Genomic DNA, 15,076 nt, shown 5'->3' on the forward strand with positions numbered 1-15,076 from the left:
AAAAGTAATTAATTATTTTTAAGTTTACCAACAAACCCCTTTAAGTCATCAATATTATATGAAATCTTTCCGTCTAGAAGTATTACTGGCATTGTGAGGTTCTTAATAATAGGGTTTTCTTTTTTTAATAATTCCCACATAAACAGGTTTTGTTTATCGTCTTTAGTAACATTAATTAATTTGAAATCAATATTGTTATCGAGCAAAAAACTAGTTGTATAATGGCATCTTGAACAGCCATCCTTTGAAAATACTACTATTCCTTTTTCTATATTTCCTATATCATTTTTAATTTTTTCTTCAAGCTTCTTATTGTAAGCTATTTTTTCCTTTTCGGTCAAGCTAGGCTTATAACTATATTTTGTACTAAAACTTCCTCCTTTATTCTTTATAAAGAAAAGTTTTATTATTTCTATTGTGGTTTTTGATGGCACAAGCTTTGTAATAGGCTCTTTATACCCAGTTAAATTTGTAGGGACTATTGTTAGTGTAACTTCTTGTTGAACGCTACTATTATTAATCACACTAACAATAAATCCTTTATCATTTTGTGTGTTTAATATTTCAATATTCTTATTTTGTGAAAATCCAATAACGGTTCCTAAAGCAAAAATTACTGTCAATAATTTATTTTTCATATTTTATTTTTAAAGGTAATATATTCCAAGCATCATATGTTAAGCTTTATGTATTACCAAATATCATAAAACTTTTTAGAGGTTAATTTCATTTTTAGTCTGTCTACAATAATTATGGAAATCAATTTCTTCCTTTACTCAATTATAAACTAAATAATTTTATGATATCTGTTAAGTTAGCCATTAATAACAATCCTAATATTAAGGGACATGTTAAATTTAATATCATACCAAACAAAAAAATACGTGTTGAGATACTTTCATTTTTAATGCTCTTTATGCATAAAAATAATCCTCTTAAGCTAGAAAAAGTAGCTAAAAGAATAATAAGTATAGTGATTATGATAAGAATAGTGTTTTCTAATTTGCTAAAAAGAATTAATAACGACAAAAAAAGAAAAGTGAGTATCACATTTATGATACCCACTTTTAAAGGATTATTACTTTTCATTGTTTAATTCTTTACTAAAACGTTCTATCCAACCATTCTCTATGGCAGGTTCTGCTTTAAGCATTTCGCTAATTTTGACTAAATTTACTTTTTGTTCATTTTCTTCAAAATAGAGTTTGAATTGTTCATTTTCTTCAAAGACTCTTAAAAAATTAAATAAAGAACCACTTAAAATTTCTTTAGTGTACAATTTTAATTCATTAAAACCTTGCTCATTTAAATTATAAAATAAATTTTCAAACTGCTTTGTCTGTTTTAGATCGTTAATGTCATTATTGATGAATCTTAGTTGGTCGTCATAAACTTCTTTAACTAAAAGACGACCAAAGTCATCTAAGATTTCTTGATTTGAATTCATATGATTATGTTAATTAATTAAGTCCGTTCCAAGGAATATTGGTTATTACTTTTACTCCTTGTATTTTTAAATCTTCTAGAGCTTTTATTACCCAACCAGTTGCTATATCTTTAGGAATCTTTGCATCTATGAGTGCTTGTATTTCTATTTCAGCCATTTTTTCAATTGTTAAAATTTCGCTTTTTTAGCAAAAGCCGAATATAATCTATTTTGATTACCCGTTATTTGTTGATGTAAATTTATTGGGATTCCTGAATTTACAGATTTCCATGCGTTTTCTAATGAATTTTGTGATACACTAAAAGCTTTTTGCAAGTCATAAAATTTATCAGAATTAAACGCAATTTTAGCTAGAGGATGAGTATCTGCCGATGTTTTGTTTACGGGATAGATTTTCTTCATAAGAAAATAAGAGAAAACCACCTAGCATATTTACTAAGTGGTTTATCTTCATATTAAGGTTTCAATTTTAGCACTCCTACCTTAAAATCCACGAATAATGACAAAGATTCTTTTAACATTGACTCTAATTCTTCGTAATTACTAAATGAAGGTAAAGACATTGATTCTTCTTCAATCTGTTTTACTCGTAATATATCATCATATACATCAGCTATTACGCCACCTATATGCTTCTTCGAGTCTTTGCATATAACACCAAATATTAATTCATATAATCCTGACCTAATATCTACGTGAAAATAGAAGTCATATTCGAATTTAATAATCCTAACTTTGTAAAAACTTTCTTTAGTGTTAAAAATAGCTTCATAACCTAAGCTATCAAAGATTTCCAAAACTTTTTTTTTGTCAATTTTTTTTAATCGATTATCTCTGTTTTCTACTTTATATTTTGTTGCGATGTCTTTGTATCTAGAACAAAAGTCTATATCATCATACAATTTAATCATATTATTTTCTATTGCCATTATTATTCAGGTCTAAATCGGATTGTAATATGATAATTATTTTTTGCAAAATCAATAAATGTCTGAATATTTGATAAACTCTGATTACTAGCAGGGATTTCCAATATTTGCTTTCCAAGTAAAAATTGACCATCTATCTCTGGGTACTTATTGGATCGAATTTGTGTTCCTGTTGGGTATTTTTGGCGCATTTCCTTTAGGTAATTTTCAAAGGAAGAAAATTTAATATTGCCCAAATCTGTTGCCTTTCGTGAAACAATTTCTCCTCCATTATTTAAGGTATAACCATCTAGCCGCTTACCATTAGTCAAATGAACTTCATTATACTTATACCAACGTAATTCTCTTGCCTTATTATTAAAATCCTGTCCACGTTTAAATAGGACTTTAACTTCCTCCCAAGTAAGTTTTCTACCTTTTTTAGCAGAAAGGTCTGAGATTTCCTGTCCAATCTCAATAATAATTTCATCATCAAGAATATCGCCTTTTCTTAGGGCTTCTTGTAGAAGGTCTCTAGCACCTTCTGCATAATTATCGAAATGTTGTATGGTTTCTTCGGTAAGTTCTTTAACGCTTCTGGAAAAAACTTTATCGCCGTTTTTGATAACAATTTTCCATATTTTACCTGTACCTTTGCTTAAAGGTTTTAAAACTTTTCCACCAGGCACAACTCCAACAATCATAAAGCCACCAGTTTGCAAGCGGGATACTTGTTCTCCGTCAAAATCTGAACCTGTTATGAGTATTTTGATGTCTTCTATGGGCAAAACGTAAGTTCCTATAGCCTTTGCTAATGCGGTACCTGTTAGTAAAGCTGTTTTTCTTAGTTCTTCGGATAGGTTGATACTCTCTTTTAACAAGTAATTTGACCATAAAGACTCTCCTATGGGCTTTATATACCAAGACTCTCCTGTATCTTGATTACTTGTGTCGTTTACAAGTTTTCCATCTGTATTTATTTTGAGCGGCCACGGGCTTTTCAAGACTCTAGATCCATCTTTTAACTGGTAGACGTTATAGGTGCCATTTGAACCGAAATGGGTATATTCTTGGTCATCTCTATTGTTAAGTTTTCCGTTTTTAGGTTCTAGCTTAATTTTTTGGGGATCGGTCAAAATTTCAATAGCCATTTGGGCTTTAGCAAACCCTTTAGCCTCAACAGAACCCTTGTTGCTTGCTAAAAAATCACGTATTGAAGTCAGTTGTCCCACGGTGGCATCGTTGTTTAGCCAAATGGCTTCCTCAGATGTGTTCAATAACCTTAATATAAGCGAGATGCTATTGGCCAGTTCTGTCCTGTAGGCATTAATCCCCACGCTGCCATCTAAATTGGCACCATCACAACAACTGCCAGTAATACTCTTACCCTTAGTGTTGCTGGATTTGCTTGTGTGGCTATCGGGAAGCGTTATTATCCATGCGCCCCTGGCACCTCGGCTTCCAGCACCGCCAGTTGTATTTGTACAATTGCACTCTGACGGAGAGGCATGGGTTTCATTACATGAACAAACCCAAGAAGCAGAGCCTCCACCATAATCTTGGGTCACATCACTACCGTTACCACCAGTGTAGGTATTGGTGCCACCGATTCCCGTTGTTCCAGTATTGCCACTACCACCTGAACTAACAACAGTGCCGTTATCTACATTGATTTGATCACAGTTAACAACTTCATCAATATTCTGTACACAGGTGTTCCCACTGGATTTTGAAAACATGTTAGTAGCAGCGGCATTAAAAGGAAATGTTATGATACTTCCCGTGAATTCTCCCATTGATTTAGTGCCGTTGTAATAGGCTTCCGCAAAATCGGGGGACATCCGGTATTCCACGATCGCCATATCAGTAGCTTCATTTGATTTGCCTACAACAAGATTGAAAATGGAATTGGGCTTGGGTGTTATTGGTATGAGCGAAAATGAATAATTTTGGTTTCCCAGAGTATCGATGACCTCTAAGATATTTTCAATCGAAATACTTCCAAAGGGTGAGGGAACGGTAGTGGATTTTGAGCTATTAGCCTTTGAATAAGAACTATAATCAGGATCTAAAAGACTTAGAATATTTGGGATGTTTTCTCCTTGAACATAGTTTATTGAAATGCTGGCTGGTGGTTGTTCAATTTTTTGTGTTTCTGTTGGTCTAACATCTTCTTTTTGGCAATTGGTGATAATTAAGGAAATTCCGAAAAAGAGAATTCCAACTTTAAGGTAATTTTTTAAGTAAAATTTCATGAGCATAAATTAAAGGTCGGTTATTTAAATCTTTATGCTATTAATAATCTAAGAGAGGATTGCTATACCGTAAACTTAAAAACAATATTTTATTTTCTTACACAAAAATTGTCTCAATTTATGTAATTCATCAAAAAAGCAGAATTATGGTTGTGGAAAAACCGTAAAAAAGATGTTTCTATCTGTTTATTTGGGATGCTTCTTTTTACCATACTTTTTTAACGATTGAAGAACAAAAAGAAGTCAATACAGATTATATTTTGAATATTCTTTCGGGAAAGGATAAACATATTGTACTCTCAAAAAGTGATTTTGAAACCATGTTAATGACACATTATCTACTAACGGATAACACCGTCATTAAAAAAAATGCATATAACATTCCTGAACCTGTGGATGGTATAGAAATCACCAATAACAAAATTGAAGTCGTTTTTGTTCCCTTGTTAGCGTTTGATAAAAAAGGCAACCGTGTTGGCTACGGAAAAGGCTTTTATGATAGATTTTTAAACGATTGCAAACCTGACACTATTAAAGTTGGACTCTCTTTTTTTGAAGCCGAAGATAGTATTGATGATGTTTTTAAAAATGATATTAAATTAGATTATTGTGTAACCCCTGAGCGGGTATATAAATTTTAATTCTCACAATTTTCACAATAAGTTTTTCGTAAATATTCATTAGATAATAACTGAAATGTCACGCCTCCCTTATCTACAGAATTAAACAGTTTACAAAATCGTTGATTATTTAAATTATAGGCATTAAGTAAAATTGTTCTATAATTTGGATCTTGGGTCAGCTTCTTATCAATTAAAGTTAAATTTAAATAGTAAAACAATAAATCTTCATCAATATCAATACTTCTTGCTTTTCTTTCCAATAATTTAACGGCAAAATTAGAATTACCGTAGATACTAAAAAACTGAGCTAAACTTAAATAATCATAATTAGACAAAGAGAAATTTTTATAATTATCATTTACATAATCAACCGATTTTTCTTTATTGTCAAAATCTCTGTTTCTCATTAATTTTTCAGCGATTACAATGTGGAAGTTTACCATCATTCTTGAAATAAGCGAATTATCTATTCCATATTTTTTTAAATCGTTTATGTCCTTTATTAATTTAGATTCATCAATATCTATAGCCTTATTTCTCCAGAGTTTAATCTCTATAGCTACCCTGTTATATTTTAGCTCTCCTTCCTTAGGCGCTAGTTTTTCAAGATCAAGCAATTCATTATAAACGATTAAAGCCTGTCTTTCATTCAGGATATATTTATATGTAATATTTTTATTGATTATTTTGGCATATTTAACCTGCTTCGGTATTTTCATGTCTTGCAAAATAGTAGCAGAAGCTTCTTGTGCTTTGATTTTTTCAAAAATTGAATTTTGGATTTCTTTCGCTCTATCAAGTTTTCCTTCTGCAATTCTACTGTTAAACTCCGCTAACAACATATTTGCAGATTCTACTTTATTTTTTTCTTTCTTTTCCAACTCTAATTCAACAACTGCCTTTCTATGGTTTTTTAAAATATTTTCCATATCTGTTGAAATAGGGCCAGCCATAATTTTTCTAATTTCATTTTTAGTTAACAACTTTAAATGCTCATATTTAGTTTCCCCAATATCATTAAAAAATTCCACCCAATTTTCAGATGAAGAAACAACTGTTTTAATAGTTGGCTTTTGAAATGCCTGCAATGCAGCAACAATACTTTTTGCTCGTTGTTCATGCAACTCTGCATTACGACTGGAAACTCCTTCAATAGATGAATATGCTTTAATATTTAAAGTTTTAATATCAAAGTCTGTCGTCCTTAAAGAGTCATAAATTGGTTTAATATCTGCTTGCGAATAATTGGATTTATTCTTCTCAAAAGGTATTATAAACTTTAACGTTTTATTTCTAATTGCAGAACCATCTTGAGCCGATGATCTTATTTGTTTTGTGTCATAGGTTAAATAATCCAAATACATTCCCATATCCAATAAATCCCATGAGTAGTAATCCAAACCATAAGTAATGTAATATTGGCAGAGGTTTTTTCTTCCTAAAAAAAGTATATTATATTCTAAATCGTCTTTTAGAAGAGCTTTAGGTATGATACCAACTTTTACTCTAAATGTATTTTGTATAGTAGATTCTAAACCACTTTGCAATTCTTTAGAATATATAGGTTTAAGTAAAATTCCTTTTATCTGAGTATTACTAATAGATTCAATCCCACAATCGTATCTGTCTTTCGAAACAATATCTATAGCAATCCCATCATCTGTATTTTTAAACAGTAAGTTAAACCAATTCTTATCGTTTACTTCAAAATAAAGATTATCATTTTCTCTTAAAATTGAATAACTTACTTCTTTTGGTTTTTGGTTGAATGCATTGATACACTCTTTACATTTTTGGTCTCTATCGTTGGCATTAAAAACAATATCGAATGTGTTTTGAGACAAAGCTAGGTTTGAAATACAAAATAAGCATGAAATAGCGAATAGCAGTTTACCTTTCATTAATTGAGAGTTTGAAAGAATTTTATTAAAATATAAATATAGGAAAAATACTTACTTCTAATATTTTGGTTTACTATTTTTTAGGAAATGCTTTTCTATTAAAGACAATAAGCATAATAAAACCAGTGCTAATGGCTACATCGGCCACATTAAAAACGGGTTCAAAAAACGTAAAGAATTGACCTCCATAAAAAGGCAACCATTCAGGCAAATAGCCTTTGTATAAAGGGAAATAAAGCATATCTACTACTTTCCCATGCAATAAAGTGTCGTAACCACCTTCGCGAGGTAAAAATGTGGCAACATTTAAATAACTATCATTAAAAAAAACACCATAAAAAACAGAATCTATAATATTACCTAAAGCACCTGCAAAGATTAACGCAATAGCTACTACTAATACGGTAGACGATTGCTTTTTTGTAGCATCATACAACCAATACCCAATACCAAAAATGGCAATGATCCTAAATATGGTTAATGCTGTTTTTGCAGATCTCTCAGACACAAACGACACAAAATCACTAATTCTGGTTCCCCACGCCATGCCTTCATTTTCAATAAAAAAGATTTTAAACCAACTAAAAACTTGAATGCTATCTTGAAGTTGAAAGTGCATTTTTACATATATTTTGCTTATTTGATCAATAAGCAAAACAATGATGATAAGAAAGATGGATTTTTTTAAAGACATTAATTTTTATTACAATATAGCTTCCTGCTTTAACATAAATGACAAATAAAAACGTCTCGGTTTAAATCGAGACGTTTCATGTATTTCTAATATTTTGAATTTGGTTACATGCAACATCCATTATAATGCTATTCCTTAATTAAACTTATAAAGTGGATGTTTCAAATATATAACTTCATTTAAAACTATTGCATATTTTTTGCTTCGATACTTAACGTTGCGTGTGGCACTAATTTTAAACGCTCTTTATTGATAAGTTTTCCTGTAACACGACAAATACCATAGGTTTTGTTTTCAATACGAATCAAAGCATTTTTTAAATCGCGAATAAATTTTTCTTGTCTAATTGCCAATTGCGAATTAGATTCTTTACTCATTACCTCACTACCTTCATCAAATGCTTTAAACGTTGGCGATGTATCCTCGGTACCGTTACTAAGATTATTCATGTAAGCACTTTTTATAAGGTCTAAATCGTGCTGTGCTTTCACTATTTTGTCCTGTATAAGCTCTTTAAACTCTGCCAAATCTTTGTCTGAGTACCTTACTGTATTTTCTATAGCCATAATTTTAGTGTTTTTGTATAAACAACTTGGTGTTTACATCATCAAAAGTAATTTCTATACCGTTGTTTATATGATCTATAATTTCAAGTTCTTCTGTTAATGTTTCTGTTTTAATATACTCTAAATTCGAGTGTACTGCTTGTGCCATGTTCTCATCTTTTTCAAGCATCACATCAATACGATCGGTAACTTCAAAACCTGAATCTTTACGCAAATTTTGAATACGGTTTACAAGTTCTCTTGCAATGCCTTCTTTTCGTAATTCATCAGTAATAGTAATGTCTAAAGCCACTGTTAATGCGCCTTCATTGGCAACTAACCACCCTTCAATATCTTGAGATGTAATCTCCACATCATCAATGGCTAAAGTTATATTTTTTCCATTAATAACAATATCCAAAACCCCATTTTGTTCCATTTTGTTAATATCTTCTGACGTAAAGTTAATTACTTCACTTGCGATGGCTTTCATGTCCTTCCCAAAACGAGGGCCAAGGGTTTTAAAATTAGGTTTTATTTGTTTTACAAGTATAGCTGAAGCCTCTTCTAAGAGTTCAATATCTTTAATATTTACTTCGTGTTTTATTAAGTTTGAAACTGCCAAAATCTCCTCCTTTTGCTGTTTACTTGTCACAGGAATCATGATTTTTTGAAGTGGCTGACGCACTTTTATTTTTTCTTTGGCTCGTAATGATAATACTAAAGACGATATTGTTTGTGCGTTTTCCATTTTACGCTCTAAACTCTTATCAATAACAGCTTCATTAAATTTTGGAAATTCCGCTAAATGGATACTTTCAAAAACCTCTTTTTTGGTTACAGAATTCAAATCCAAATACAATCTATCCATAAAGAAAGGCGCAATGGGTGCTCCTAACTTAGCAATGGTTTCCATACACGTGTAAAGCGTTTGGTAAGCCGAAATTTTATCTGGTTGGTAATCACCTTTCCAGAAACGTCTTCTACTTAAACGCACATACCAATTACTCAAATAATCTTGAGTGAAATCTGAAATGGCTCTTGCCGCCTTGGTTGGCTCATATTCCGCATAAAACTCGTCAACTTTCTTAATCAATGTATGTAATTCTGAAAGTATCCAACGGTCTATTTCTGGGCGTTCGTTTAAGGGAATATCAGCTTCCGCATAAGTGAAATTGTCCAAATTGGCATACAATTGAAAGAACGAATAGGTATTATAAAGTGTTCCGAAAAACTTACGTTTCACTTCTTCAATACCTTCTAAATCAAACTTTAAATTATCCCAAGGATTGGCATTGGAAATCATGTACCAACGCGTCGCATCTGCTCCGTAAGTCGATAGGATTTCAAAAGGGTCTACGGCATTACCAAGACGTTTGGACATCTTTTGTCCATTTTTATCCAACACCAAGCCGTTAGACATCACGTTTTTATAGGCTACAGAATCAAAAACCATCGTTGCTATGGCATGAAGGGTATAAAACCAACCGCGTGTTTGATCGACACCTTCAGCGATAAAGTCGGCAGGATATGATGTGCCTTTATCAATCAATTCTTTATTTTCAAACGGATAATGCCATTGAGCATAAGGCATAGAACCCGAATCGAACCATACGTCAATCAAATCGCTTTCGCGTTTCATCGGTTTTCCGTTTGCTGAAACTAAAACAATGTCATCAACAATGTTTTTATGCAAATCTATTTTTGTATAATTTTCTTCGGAATTATTGCCAACTTCAAAATCAGCAAATATATCTTTAGAAAGTACCCCGGCTGAAACTGCTTTCTGCATTTCAGCTTTTAATTCTTCAACCGAGCCAATACAAATTTCTTCTTTACCATCTTCAGTTCTCCAAATTGGCAATGGAATACCCCAATACCTTGAACGCGATAAATTCCAATCGTTTGCATTTGCTAACCAATTACCAAAACGACCCGTTCCTGTAGCTTTAGGCTTCCAGTTAATGGTTTCGTTCAATTCAACCATACGGTCTTTAATATCAGTCACTTTAATAAACCAAGAATCTAAAGGATAATACAGAATCGGTTTATCGGTACGCCAACAGTTTGGATAACTATGTTTATATTTTTCAACCTTAAAGGCTTTATTTTCTTCTTTTAATTTAATGGCAATTTCCACATCTACCGAACGTTCTGGTGCTTCGCCATCATTGTAATATTCGTTCTTTACATATTTGCCCGCATAATCCAACACTTCTGGTCTAAACTTACCTTGTAAATCCACTAAAGGCACTAAGTTGCCATTTTCGTCTTTTACCAACATAGGCGGCACTTCTGGTGTTGCTTGTTTTGCAACCAAGGCATCATCGGCTCCAAATGTTGGTGCAGTGTGAACAATTCCTGTACCATCTTCTGTCGTTACAAAATCTCCAGCAATCACTCTAAAAGCATTTTCAGGATTGTCGTTTGGAAGTACGTATGGTAATAATTGTTCATAGGTAATTCCAACTAAATCTTTACCAATAAATTCTTTTACAACATAAAATGGAATCTTTTTATCATCTTCCTTATAACCTAATAATTCCGCTTTTGTTTCAACTAAATTGAACTTTCCTGAAAATTGATAGTTGACTAATTTTTTAGCCAAAATTACATTCATAGGTTTGAATGTATACTGGTTATATGTTTCTACTAATACATATTCAATTTTAGGCCCTACGGTTAAAGCCGTATTACTTGGCAAGGTCCAAGGTGTTGTCGTCCAAGCTAAAAAATAAATATCCCCTTCATTTTGTAAAAAATCGGGTAATGAATCTGCATTTGCTTTAAATTGAGCAACAACCGTCGTATCGGTAACATCTTGATACGTTCCTGGTTGATTTAACTCATGCGAACTCAACCCTGTTCCCGCCTTTGGTGAGTATGGCTGAATCGTATAACCTTTATATAATAAATTCTTTTTATAAATTTCTTTCAATAACCACCAAACACTTTCCATGTATTTAGGCTCGTAGGTAATGTAAGGATGGTCCATATCTACCCAATAGCCCATTTTTTGAGTTAGGTCGTTCCAAACATCGGTGTAGCGCATGACTGCTTTGCGGCAAGCTGCATTATAATCTTCAACAGAAATGGTTTTTCCAATATCTTCTTTAGTGATGCCAAGTTCTTTTTCAACACCCAACTCAATAGGTAAACCATGCGTATCCCAACCAGCTTTACGCTTCACTTGGTAGCCTTTCATCGTTTTGTAACGAGGAAAAATATCTTTAATGGCACGTGCTAAAACGTGGTGTACACCAGGTAATCCGTTTGCTGAAGGTGGCCCTTCAAAAAACACAAACGATTCGTTGTTTTCTCTGGTTGATATACTTTTTTCAAAGATGTTATTTTCTTGCCAATAGTTGAGAATATCCTCTGCAACTTTTGGTAAGTCAAGTCCTTTATATTCAGGAAATTTCGCGTTCATTATATCCATTTTCTTTTCAATGCGCGAAAATAAGGAATTTTGTTAAAATAGTAACTTTAATAAAGTTAAAAAACCATTAACGCTCTAGATTTAATGGGTTTCCTTAAATACTTTTTGAAAGCGTTTTGCTTTAGCCATAAAAAGCTTTTGTTCATCTGGGCTTAAACTTTCTGTAGAAACTATTTTACCGTTGGATAGATATATTTTTTTCGGTTTTGAATTTTCAGAAGAAGATTCAAAATAGGTAAGTTTATTGTTTTTAAAATAATAGTTTTCAATAATGGTTTTATCTGTGGTTTCTATATTATTAATTTTTAATAATTCATTTGTGTCATTATTAAAAGACACGGTGTACTTAAACTTTCCAATATCTTTAAAACCTTCATTATCTGTAAGGGCGCCTTCTGTTACTTCGGTTTTAATACCTTTATCCGTATCTACCTTTTGCGAATATATTTCAGTTTCTTTTATAACACTTTCAGGGCTTTTAGCCACTTTTGGCCCACATGCAACCAAAACAATAATAAATATCAGATATAAAGGATGTTTTCTCATATTACAAATGTAATTAAAAAAGCCAAAACAATTATTTTGGCTTTCCATTGATATAAATAAAAAAATGATTTTCAATTAACTAAATACAAACATATCAGAGCCTAAATATTTTTTAAACCAAAACCCCCACCAAATCCTCAATTTTAGAGATAAGTTGAATTTTAATAGAGGTATTTTTAAGTGATATTTTGTTGTATTTAGAAACATACATTGTTGAAAATCCTAATTTTTCAGCTTCTAGAATACGTTGCTCAACTCTTTGAATTGGACGAATTTCACCAGACAATCCAACCTCGGCAGCAAAACAAATATCTTTTTGGAGAGCCACATCTTCATTTGATGATAAAATGGCCGCAACTACAGCTAAATCGATAGCTGGATCATCAACTGTGATACCTCCTGTAATGTTCAAAAAAACATCTTTAGCCCCTAAACGAAATCCCGCTCGCTTTTCTAGCACTGCTAAAAGCATATTTAAACGCTTCGCATTAAAACCAGTTGCACTACGCTGTGGTGTACCATAGACAGCTGTACTAACAAGTGCCTGGACTTCAATCATCAACGGGCGCATACCTTCTAAAGTTGCCGCAATGGCATTCCCTGATAATTCTTCGTCTTTTTTAGAAATCAAAATTTCTGATGGATTAGACACTTCACGCAATCCAGAACCTTGCATTTCGTAAATACCAAGTTCATTTGTGGAACCAAACCTATTTTTATGGGCTCTTAAAATTCTAAACACATAATTTCTATCACCTTCAAACTGCAACACCGTATCTACCATATGCTCTAAAATTTTTGGTCCAGCAATATTGCCATCTTTTGTAATGTGACCTATTAAAATGACTGGAGTAGATGTTTCTTTCGCAAACTTAATAAGCTCGGCTGTGCATTCTTTAATTTGCGAAATACTACCAGAAGATGATTCAATATAATCACTATGTAATGTTTGGATGGAATCAATAATCACAATATCCGGCTCTAATACTTCAATTTGTTTGAAAATATTTTGAGTTTTAGTTTCCGTTAAAATATAACAATTATTATGATTTGGATTGATGCGTTCGGCTCGCATTTTTATTTGTTTCTGGCTTTCTTCACCAGACACATATAAGGTTTTGTATGGTAATTTCAATGAGATTTGAAGTAATAAAGTACTTTTTCCTATTCCTGGCTCTCCACCTAGCAATGTTAATGAGCCGGGAACAATGCCGCCACCTAACACACGGTTAAACTCACCATCAAAAGTATTTAATCTGGTTTCATTTGTCGCATCAATATCCTTAATTTTCAATGGTACTGCTGCTTTTTTTACTGCTGAAGTAGTTGATTTCCAATCACTTTTTTCCGGTGTTTGTATAATTTCTTCAACAATAGTGTTCCATTCTTTACATGCTGTACACTGTCCTTGCCATTTTGAATATTGATTGCCGCAACTCTGACAAAAAAAAGTGGTTTTTAGTTTAGCCATTTTATTTTTAATAGTCTAATTTTTAAATAACCGAATTAATAACCAAAATCGGCTTTAATAGCATCGGCTTTTTCTAGCATTAAATCCTTAGTGATATCCCCAATTTCATCAAGTATATAGGCAGATTGATAGGTTTTCATAGCTTTTTTGGGGTCACCGGTTTCTTCATAAAAACGGGCTATATAATAACTCCCTAAAAGCGTTTTTGGATAATCTTTTCTTGCCATTTTACTTAACTCTTCATAATATTCGAACTTTCTTGTTTTTTCAATAGCCGCAGAGATCGCTTTAAAATCATTTACAAGAATTTGTTTTTCTATACCAAACAAATCATTAATCATTTGATATTTTTCTTGAAGATATGCAACAGGAGATGAATCTAACTTCAGTATGACTTCTTGATATTCCTTTTTACTAATAGGTTGATACACATGGAAAACACTTTCTAAAGCGTTTGGTAATGCGTGCGTAGGAACCGAATAGTGAGTCGGGTTTTCAAAAGTGTCGTATTTATATAATAAGTTTTTATTGTCTAAGGCACTAACATCCATATTCAAAGCTCCAGCCATTGATTTTATAGAATCTGAATCGTTATTGGTTGTCGCTAAATAATAGAAAACTTTAGTTTGCATTTTAGACAAACGTTCCGGAAGATAATTTATCATTTTTGGAGCCAATTCTGGACTTATAGCTATGTATGCTTGAAAAAGTGGTTGATCTTTAAGTAAATAATAATTTATAAAATTAGCAGTTTCTCCATGACCAATAGCCACTTTAAACTTCCCTGTTCTATAAGTAGTTTCAATAAATGGCATAAGTTCTGCCCCAATAAATTCAAAAAAAGCTGCTCCCGTTTCTATTGGTAATGAGTTTTGGGCAGAGTACATGCAGTCATCATATCGAGAGTCAAATTGATTAATCCCAACAACTATAGCATCTGGCATATCTTCCCAGTAGGTATAATAATCAACATTTCCTGCTACAGCCTCAAATAAATAATCGCCGTCAAGAACAACAAACAATGGGTAACTTTTATCTTTATCATTATTGTAACCTCTAGGCAATTGTATTTTTAATTCCCTTGTTTTCCCCAATTTTGAAGACTCCAAAGTTTTATAAATAACCTGTGCGTTAGCAAAACTAATGGAACATATTATAAGTAACAGACAAACAATCGATTTTTTCATTTTAAAAAATTTGAGGTTTAAGATATGGCAAGGTAAGAAATAAGCCCTAACTTTTCAAGA

At 32.2% G+C, this 15,076-nt stretch carries 13 protein-coding genes and 1 pseudogene; 1 reads left to right on the forward strand and 13 read right to left on the reverse strand.

What is annotated here, in order from left to right; genetic code table 11:
- Positions 1 to 8: 8 nt before the first annotated feature.
- From DKT72_RS05750 to DKT72_RS05775, 6 genes are all read right to left on the reverse strand, one after another.
- Positions 9 to 638, reverse strand: a complete 630-nt coding sequence (locus DKT72_RS05750; RefSeq protein WP_111307773.1) for a glutaredoxin family protein — start codon at positions 636 to 638, stop codon at positions 9 to 11.
- 440 nt (positions 639 to 1,078) lie between these two features.
- Complete coding sequence (locus DKT72_RS05760; RefSeq protein WP_111307775.1) at positions 1,079 to 1,447, reverse strand: hypothetical protein; 369 nt, start codon at positions 1,445 to 1,447, stop codon at positions 1,079 to 1,081.
- Positions 1,448 to 1,460: 13 nt separating this feature from the next.
- Complete coding sequence (locus DKT72_RS18180) at positions 1,461 to 1,604, reverse strand: hypothetical protein (RefSeq protein WP_162623246.1); 144 nt, start codon at positions 1,602 to 1,604, stop codon at positions 1,461 to 1,463.
- Between the two features lie 11 nt (positions 1,605 to 1,615).
- Complete coding sequence (locus DKT72_RS05765) at positions 1,616 to 1,849, reverse strand: hypothetical protein (protein ID WP_111307776.1); 234 nt, start codon at positions 1,847 to 1,849, stop codon at positions 1,616 to 1,618.
- A 53-nt stretch (positions 1,850 to 1,902) separates the two neighbouring features.
- Complete coding sequence (locus tag DKT72_RS05770) at positions 1,903 to 2,376, reverse strand: hypothetical protein (protein ID WP_111307777.1); 474 nt, start codon at positions 2,374 to 2,376, stop codon at positions 1,903 to 1,905.
- 2 nt (positions 2,377 to 2,378) lie between these two features.
- A complete protein-coding gene (locus DKT72_RS05775) occupies positions 2,379 to 4,610 on the reverse strand; it encodes a hypothetical protein (protein WP_111307778.1) in 2,232 nt (743 codons plus the stop codon).
- A gap of 188 nt (positions 4,611 to 4,798) precedes the next feature.
- On the opposite strand from DKT72_RS05775, the pseudogene DKT72_RS05780 reads away from it, so the two are divergent.
- Positions 4,799 to 5,251 (forward strand): annotated as a pseudogene (locus DKT72_RS05780) (5-formyltetrahydrofolate cyclo-ligase); the annotation flags it as partial.
- Here DKT72_RS05780 and DKT72_RS05785 read toward each other — a convergent pair.
- The 7 genes from DKT72_RS05785 to DKT72_RS05815 form a co-directional block, all read right to left on the reverse strand.
- Positions 5,248 to 7,134: a hypothetical protein gene (locus tag DKT72_RS05785; protein ID WP_111307780.1), complete on the reverse strand. Its 1,887-nt coding sequence runs from the start codon at positions 7,132 to 7,134 to the stop codon at positions 5,248 to 5,250. The pseudogene DKT72_RS05780 and the gene DKT72_RS05785 overlap by 4 nt on opposite strands.
- 73 nt (positions 7,135 to 7,207) lie before the next feature.
- Positions 7,208 to 7,828 (reverse strand): lipoprotein signal peptidase, encoded by a 621-nt coding sequence (locus tag DKT72_RS05790; protein WP_111307781.1) that lies wholly within the window; start codon positions 7,826 to 7,828, stop codon positions 7,208 to 7,210.
- Positions 7,829 to 8,013: 185 nt separating this feature from the next.
- Positions 8,014 to 8,394, reverse strand: coding sequence for a TraR/DksA family transcriptional regulator (locus DKT72_RS05795; RefSeq protein WP_111307782.1), 381 nt, complete (start codon positions 8,392 to 8,394; stop codon positions 8,014 to 8,016).
- Between the two features lie 4 nt (positions 8,395 to 8,398).
- On the reverse strand, positions 8,399 to 11,803 hold the full coding sequence (gene ileS / locus DKT72_RS05800; RefSeq protein WP_111307864.1) for an isoleucine--tRNA ligase: 3,405 nt from the start codon (positions 11,801 to 11,803) through the stop codon (positions 8,399 to 8,401).
- A gap of 90 nt (positions 11,804 to 11,893) precedes the next feature.
- Positions 11,894 to 12,358, reverse strand: coding sequence for a hypothetical protein (locus tag DKT72_RS05805; RefSeq protein ID WP_162623247.1), 465 nt, complete (start codon positions 12,356 to 12,358; stop codon positions 11,894 to 11,896).
- A 112-nt stretch (positions 12,359 to 12,470) separates the two neighbouring features.
- Positions 12,471 to 13,829, reverse strand: a complete 1,359-nt coding sequence (gene radA / locus DKT72_RS05810) for a DNA repair protein RadA (protein WP_111307784.1) — start codon at positions 13,827 to 13,829, stop codon at positions 12,471 to 12,473.
- A 35-nt stretch (positions 13,830 to 13,864) separates the two neighbouring features.
- Positions 13,865 to 15,016, reverse strand: coding sequence for an alpha/beta hydrolase (locus tag DKT72_RS05815; protein ID WP_111307785.1), 1,152 nt, complete (start codon positions 15,014 to 15,016; stop codon positions 13,865 to 13,867).
- Positions 15,017 to 15,076 lie beyond the last annotated feature (60 nt).

It is taken from the genome of Confluentibacter sediminis, from assembly GCF_003258355.1.
Taxonomy (GTDB): domain Bacteria; phylum Bacteroidota; class Bacteroidia; order Flavobacteriales; family Flavobacteriaceae; genus Confluentibacter; species Confluentibacter sediminis.

Coding starts and splice junctions, on each gene's coding strand:
- DKT72_RS05765 (WP_111307776.1), bottom strand. CDS start 1,849: ATGAAGAAAATCTATCCCGTAAACAAAACATCGGCAGATACTCATCCT.
- DKT72_RS05775 (WP_111307778.1), bottom strand. CDS start 4,610: ATGAAATTTTACTTAAAAAATTACCTTAAAGTTGGAATTCTCTTTTTC.
- DKT72_RS18180 (WP_162623246.1), bottom strand. CDS start 1,604: ATGGCTGAAATAGAAATACAAGCACTCATAGATGCAAAGATTCCTAAA.
- radA (WP_111307784.1), bottom strand. CDS start 13,829: ATGGCTAAACTAAAAACCACTTTTTTTTGTCAGAGTTGCGGCAATCAA.
- DKT72_RS05805 (WP_162623247.1), bottom strand. CDS start 12,358: ATGAGAAAACATCCTTTATATCTGATATTTATTATTGTTTTGGTTGCA.
- DKT72_RS05785 (WP_111307780.1), bottom strand. CDS start 7,134: ATGAAAGGTAAACTGCTATTCGCTATTTCATGCTTATTTTGTATTTCA.
- ileS (WP_111307864.1), bottom strand. CDS start 11,803: ATGAACGCGAAATTTCCTGAATATAAAGGACTTGACTTACCAAAAGTT.
- DKT72_RS05770 (WP_111307777.1), bottom strand. CDS start 2,376: ATGGCAATAGAAAATAATATGATTAAATTGTATGATGATATAGACTTT.
- DKT72_RS05815 (WP_111307785.1), bottom strand. CDS start 15,016: ATGAAAAAATCGATTGTTTGTCTGTTACTTATAATATGTTCCATTAGT.
- DKT72_RS05760 (WP_111307775.1), bottom strand. CDS start 1,447: ATGAATTCAAATCAAGAAATCTTAGATGACTTTGGTCGTCTTTTAGTT.
- DKT72_RS05795 (WP_111307782.1), bottom strand. CDS start 8,394: ATGGCTATAGAAAATACAGTAAGGTACTCAGACAAAGATTTGGCAGAG.
- DKT72_RS05750 (WP_111307773.1), bottom strand. CDS start 638: ATGAAAAATAAATTATTGACAGTAATTTTTGCTTTAGGAACCGTTATT.
- DKT72_RS05790 (WP_111307781.1), bottom strand. CDS start 7,828: ATGTCTTTAAAAAAATCCATCTTTCTTATCATCATTGTTTTGCTTATT.